The sequence below is a fragment of the Paenibacillus sp. AR247 genome, assembly GCF_002968895.1.
Classification (GTDB): Bacteria; Bacillota; Bacilli; order Paenibacillales; family Paenibacillaceae; genus Paenibacillus_AQ; species Paenibacillus_AQ favisporus.
Genome location: NZ_PCZT01000009.1, coordinates 1,762,955 through 1,768,154, shown reverse-complemented (window position 1 = coordinate 1,768,154; position 5,200 = coordinate 1,762,955). Strand labels below are relative to the sequence as shown.

The 5,200-nt window shown below is 52.6% G+C and carries 6 protein-coding genes and 2 pseudogenes; all 8 read left to right on the top strand.

Annotation, left to right across the window (positions count from 1 at the left end; translation table 11 throughout):
- The first annotated feature begins 67 nt into the window (after window positions 1-67).
- Window positions 68-475 (top strand): flagellar basal body rod protein FlgB, encoded by a 408-nt coding sequence (gene flgB / locus CPT76_RS16570; protein ID WP_105443631.1) that lies wholly within the window; start codon window positions 68-70, stop codon window positions 473-475.
- A 12-nt stretch (window positions 476-487) separates the two neighbouring features.
- Window positions 488-931: a flagellar basal body rod protein FlgC gene (gene flgC, locus CPT76_RS16565; protein ID WP_234489631.1), complete on the top strand. Its 444-nt coding sequence runs from the start codon at window positions 488-490 to the stop codon at window positions 929-931.
- Between the two features lie 41 nt (window positions 932-972).
- Window positions 973-1,284, top strand: a complete 312-nt coding sequence (gene fliE, locus CPT76_RS16560; protein WP_105443630.1) for a flagellar hook-basal body complex protein FliE — start codon at window positions 973-975, stop codon at window positions 1,282-1,284.
- A 98-nt stretch (window positions 1,285-1,382) separates the two neighbouring features.
- Window positions 1,383-2,012 (top strand): flagellar basal-body MS-ring/collar protein FliF, encoded by a 630-nt coding sequence (gene fliF / locus CPT76_RS42135; RefSeq protein ID WP_374954654.1) that lies wholly within the window; start codon window positions 1,383-1,385, stop codon window positions 2,010-2,012.
- Window positions 1,979-2,965 carry a flagellar M-ring protein FliF C-terminal domain-containing protein gene (locus CPT76_RS42130; RefSeq protein WP_374954653.1) on the top strand — a complete coding sequence of 329 codons (987 nt, stop codon included), beginning with the start codon at window positions 1,979-1,981 and terminating at the stop codon, window positions 2,963-2,965. Before fliF ends, CPT76_RS42130 begins: the two co-directional genes overlap by 34 nt.
- A gap of 11 nt (window positions 2,966-2,976) precedes the next feature.
- On the top strand, window positions 2,977-3,993 hold the full coding sequence (fliG, locus tag CPT76_RS16550; RefSeq protein WP_076168160.1) for a flagellar motor switch protein FliG: 1,017 nt from the start codon (window positions 2,977-2,979) through the stop codon (window positions 3,991-3,993).
- A pseudogene (locus CPT76_RS16545) lies at window positions 3,986-4,761 on the top strand (FliH/SctL family protein). The gene fliG and the pseudogene CPT76_RS16545 overlap by 8 nt, the downstream one beginning before the upstream one ends.
- A pseudogene (gene fliI / locus CPT76_RS39890) lies at window positions 4,748-5,200 on the top strand (flagellum-specific ATP synthase FliI); the annotation flags it as partial. The pseudogenes CPT76_RS16545 and fliI, both read left to right, overlap by 14 nt.

The window sequence follows — 5,200 nt, the reverse complement described above, 5'->3', positions numbered from 1 at the left end:
GTGAAATTGGGAAGAAAGTTCCCCACGGACAAAATAGTAAAGTTATGGAAAATAAGGGGGATACGGAATGGATTTGCTGAACAGCGTCAGCTTTCAACGTTTGGAAGGCGGACTTCAGGCGGCAAACGCGCGCCAGAGAGTCATTGCGAACAACATTGCCAATGTCGACACACCTTATTTCAAACGGTCCGAAGTGTCATTTGAAAGCCTGCTCCAGCAGGAAATTAATGGATCTGCACCTCAGCTTCGCGGCAGGGTCACCGATCCCCGGCACTTCGTCATTGGTCCTACGAATTCGGTCCCGGATCCAGTTGTAACGGAGGACCAATCGACAGCGATGAACAACAATATGAACAATGTGGATATTGACCGGGAGATGTCCGCACTGGCTGACAACCAGCTTCAGTACAACGCCTACATCCAGCAGATGAACGACCAGATCAAAATGATGCGGACAGCCATTGAAGGGAGATAATCGCGGGTGAACATGAACAGCAGCTTTGGGATTAGCGCTTCGGCGCTGACGGCACAGCGTTTGCGGATGGACGTCATTTCGTCCAACATTGCGAATGCGGAAACGACGAGAGCGTCGGTGGTTGACGGCAAAGCGGTGCCGTACCGCCGCAAAATGGTTGTGCTTTCGCCGAATGAATCGGATTTCTCCAGCATGCTGGAAGCACAAATGAACGGACAAAGTGCGGGGAAAGGTGTGAAAGTGGCTGCAATCCAGGAGGATCAGACGCCGCTGAAGCCGGTATACAATCCGACTCATCCGGATGCAGATGCGCAAGGGTATGTCTACATGCCTAACGTGGATATCGCCAAAGAAATGATCGATATGATTTCGGCCACGAGATCTTACGAAGCGAACGTCACAGCGCTGAATTCCTCAAAAGCGATGATCACGAAGGCCTTGGAAATAGGTCGATAAGCCTAGTTTGAATAAATAAATGCAGGTAAGGAGGGACATTGATGATTCAAAACTCGATGTTTTCGACACAAAGCATCCAACCGCTCGACATGAAGCAAAGCGCATCAAGCGCAAGCAAGACGCCAGCCCAATCCCTTAGCGATTTCGGATCTTATCTGGAAAATGCGCTGAACCAGGTGGCCGGGCAAGAGAAAGCCGCCGAAGAAATGAACAATCAGTTCATGCTCGGACAAGTTGATGTGGACCAGGTGATGGTTTCTTCGCAAAAAGCGCTTCTCAGCCTGGAGCTGACGACGCAGATTCGGAACAAAGCGATCGAAGCGTACCAGGAGATCATGCGGACGCAAATTTAAAGGTTGCAGACAAAAGAGTGAACGAAGGATTTGGCGGATCGCCTGAACCTATTCATTCATAGATTTATGCTAAGTTTTCGGGTGGGGTGGGTGACGTTGTGAACGAAAGAATCGTCCAGTATAAGGACAAGGTCGTTCAATACTGGAATCAATTCAGCAAAAAGCAGAAAATTTTATTCATTTCTACGATCGCTTTTATTATCATCGCCATTGTCGTGCTGACCATGCAGTTTTCCAAAACGGAGTATGAAGTGGCCTTCAAGGACTTGAATGCCAGTGACTCCGCAGGCATTATGAACTACCTTGATACGAACAACATCCCGTATAAATTGAGTCCTAACGGAACATCCATTTCAGTACCGAGTACGGAGGCGGCCCGCATCAAGGTCGATGTCGGCTCACAGGGACTCATTCAGAACGGATCCATCGGTTTCAAAACGTTCGATCAATCATCATCGATCGGCACAACCGACAGCGAGTTTAACGTCAAGTACAACAACGCATTGAACGGAGAAGTTGAGCAGCTGCTCACGAGCATGAATGGCATAAGTAAGGCTAAAGTCCTAGTAAACCTGCCGAAAGAAAGCGTGTTTGCAAGCGAAGAAGACCAGGAGAAAGACAAGCGCCTCAGTCGTGCTTACCTTTTAAGCCGGGTTATCATCCAAGCCAGCAAACGATCGACGGGTACTTCAACTTGGTCAAGACCGCCGTACCGAATCTGCCGGTAGAGAATATCACCATCACCGAATCAGAGGGCAATACGGAGCTGCTGTCGTCGGCCCAAGGCGGTTCGGGAACGCTGTCCTCGTCCGTCGAAGAAAATTTTGCGCTTCAGAAAAAGTTCGAAAGCGAAGTTCGCCAGAACGTCAAAGAGTTTCTGAGCCAGTTCATGGGACCGAATAAAGTCGATGTCCTCGTCGTCTCCAAGCTGAATTTCGATAAAGTTCAGAGCAAGGAAAACATGGTGACACCGGTAGATACGGAGAACATGAAAGGCATTGAAATCAGCGTTCAGGAAATTTCGAAGAATTATACGGGTAAGAGCAATCCGGATAGCGGAGTGGCGGGCACGGGCCAAACCCAGGTGCCGGGGTATCCAAGTAACTCGTCCACAGGTGACGTAACTTCCGAGGATTTGTCCAAGACGATCAATTACGAGGTTAACCATATTACCAAAGACATCGTTGCCAGTCCGTATACCGTAAAAGATTTAACCATAAACGTAGCAGTTGAACCACCAACGGGACAAACCAGTGTAGATCAACAAACCAGAGATGCCATTCAGAATATCTTGGTAAATATCGTAAGGGCATCGCTTGCCGATTCCGGTATTACATATACAGACGCTGATTTGGCTAAAAAAGTTTCGGTCTATTCGCAACCTTTCAGTGGTAATGTTACCCAGCCGAGTGGAATCAAGCTTTCCCAAGGCATGCTGTGGGGAATTGGCCTTGCCGCGCTTGCGCTTCTTGCGGGTGGAGGTTACCTGATTTACCGCCGCCGCAAGAACAAAGAGGAAATTGAAGAAGATCTTCCTCTGCCGCCTGCGGCAGAGTTTCCTTCCATTAATCTGGAGAGCGTGACGAACGAAAGTCAGGTGCGCAAACAGCTGGAGACGCTGGCGAAGAGAAAGCCGGATGAATTCGTCAACCTGCTGCGCACATGGCTCGCGGATGAATAGGGGGTGGATTTATGGCAAAAGCAAACAGCCAGGCACTGAGCGGGCGCCAAAAAGCGGCCATCCTGCTCATTACGCTGGGACCGGAAGTGTCCGCACAAATTTTCAAGCACTTGCGTGACGACGAGATTGAGCAGCTGACGCTGGAAATCGCCAATGTGCGCAAAGTGGACAGTGTGGAAAAGGACCTGATTATGTCCGAGTTTCATCAAATCTGTCTGGCTCAGGAATATATTTCGCAGGGCGGCATCAACTACGCCAAGGAAATTCTTGAAAAGGCGCTCGGCTCGCAAAAAGCGCTGGAGGTCATCAACCGTCTGACGGCGACGCTGCAGGTGCGCCCGTTCGATTTTGCCCGCAAAGCGGATCCGAACCAGATTTTGAACTTTATACAGAACGAAAATGCCCAGACGATCGCCCTGGTGCTCTCCTATCTGCAGTTTGAGCAGGCGGCGGCGATTCTGTCCTCCCTACCGCAGGAAAAGCAGGCGGATGTGGCAAGAAGAATCGCGGTTATGGACAGCACGTCACCTGAAGTTATCGCCCAGGTAGAACGCGTGCTGGAGCAGAAACTGTCGGCGACCGTGACACAGGATTACACGAATGCCGGCGGCATCGAATCGATCGTACAGATTTTGAACGGGGTCGACCGGGGAACCGAACGAACGATCCTCGATTCGCTCGAAATTCAGGATCCTGAGCTGGCCGAAGAAATCAAAAAGAGAATGTTCGTGTTCGAGGATATCGTCAACGTCGACAACCGTTCCATTCAGCGGATCATCCGCGACATCGAGAACGCCGACCTTCAGCTTGCCCTCAAGGTGGCGAGCGAAGAGGTGCGGGACGTCATTTTCCGCAACATGTCCAAGCGGATGGCCGAAACCTTCAAGGAAGAGATGGAATATATGGGGCCAGTGCGGCTGCGTGACGTCGAAGAAGCTCAGACCCGCATCGTAGGCACCATCCGCAGACTGGAAGAAGCCGGGGAGATTATCATCGCCCGCGGCGGAGGAGATGACATCATTGTCTAATTTGATTAAGTCTTCGCAGTATGTACCGGTGGAAGCCCTCAAGCGGCTGGATCTGGCAAGGCACTATGCGCTTCCGGAGCAGGCCAGGAAATGCTGCAGGATGCCAAGGAGTTCGCGGAGCGTCACATCCGTGAGGCGTCTGAAGAGGCGCAGCGGATACTGGCCGAAAACGAGGAGAAGATCAATGCCTGGTGGCAGGAACGCAGGGAGCAGGACGAGCACCTGATCGAGGCCGTGAAGTCGGAAGGCTACGCTGAGGGATACCGGGAAGGCGCTGAGAAAGCGGAAGCGGATCTTGCGGCCAAGCTTCAGGAAATGATGGCCGAAGCCCAGTCGGTTTTGCGGCATGCCTATATGATCAAGGAGCAGATCATTCAGGAAGCCGAGCCCTTTCTCGTAGATCTGAGCTGTGCCATCGCCGAGAAAGTGATCGACAAGCAGCTGACCGTGGACCGGGATTTTGCGATCGATCTCATTCGGAAGAACTTGTCCCGTAAACGGGAGCAGGGTGTGATTACGCTATGCGTGGCGCCGGAGCATTTCGCTTTTGTCCAGGCCGCCCGGGAAGAGCTCAGCGTGGCGATCGATTCGCAAGCGGAGCTGCAAATCCTGCCGGATGCTACGGTCCATGATCACGGCTGCGTCATCCGCTCCTCATTCGGCAGCGTCGACGCACGCGTGGAAACACAGCTGACCGAAATCAAAAAAGAGCTGATACGCATCGCTCTGGACGAAGGGGAACGGAGAGACCAAGATGAAGGTGCTTGACAGCGGACGGTATATGGAGCATTTGCGGAACATCGATCCGGTCCGGATCAACGGAAAAGTCACCCAGGTCATCGGACTGATGGTCGAGTCGGAAGGCCCGGACGCCAGCGTCGGAGACGTCTGCTACATTTATCCGAGCAAAGGAGCCAAGCCGCTGCAGGCGGAGGTTGTCGGTTTCCGCGACAACAAGGTTCTGCTCATGCCGCTCGGTGAGCTGCAGTCGATCGGACCGGGGTGCGATGTGGTCGGCACGGGCAAGCCGCTAAGCGTTCAGGTTGGCTCCGAGCTGCTTGGCAAGGTGCTGGACGGTTTGGGGCAGCCGCTCGACGGCTCACTGATTCCGACCCGAATGCCGCACAGCTCGACGTATAACACGCCGCCGAACCCGCTGAACCGGCCCCGGGTGCTGGAGCCGATCAGCATTGGCGTACGGGCGATC

What these genes read in the sequence shown, in the direction of transcription:
- flgB (WP_105443631.1), top strand. Translation starts at nt 68, where the DNA reads ATGGATTTGCTGAACAGCGTCAGCTTTCAACGTTTGGAAGGCGGACTT.
- flgC (WP_234489631.1), top strand. Translation starts at nt 488, where the DNA reads ATGAACAGCAGCTTTGGGATTAGCGCTTCGGCGCTGACGGCACAGCGT.
- fliE (WP_105443630.1), top strand. Translation starts at nt 973, where the DNA reads ATGATTCAAAACTCGATGTTTTCGACACAAAGCATCCAACCGCTCGAC.
- fliG (WP_076168160.1), top strand. Translation starts at nt 2,977, where the DNA reads ATGGCAAAAGCAAACAGCCAGGCACTGAGCGGGCGCCAAAAAGCGGCC.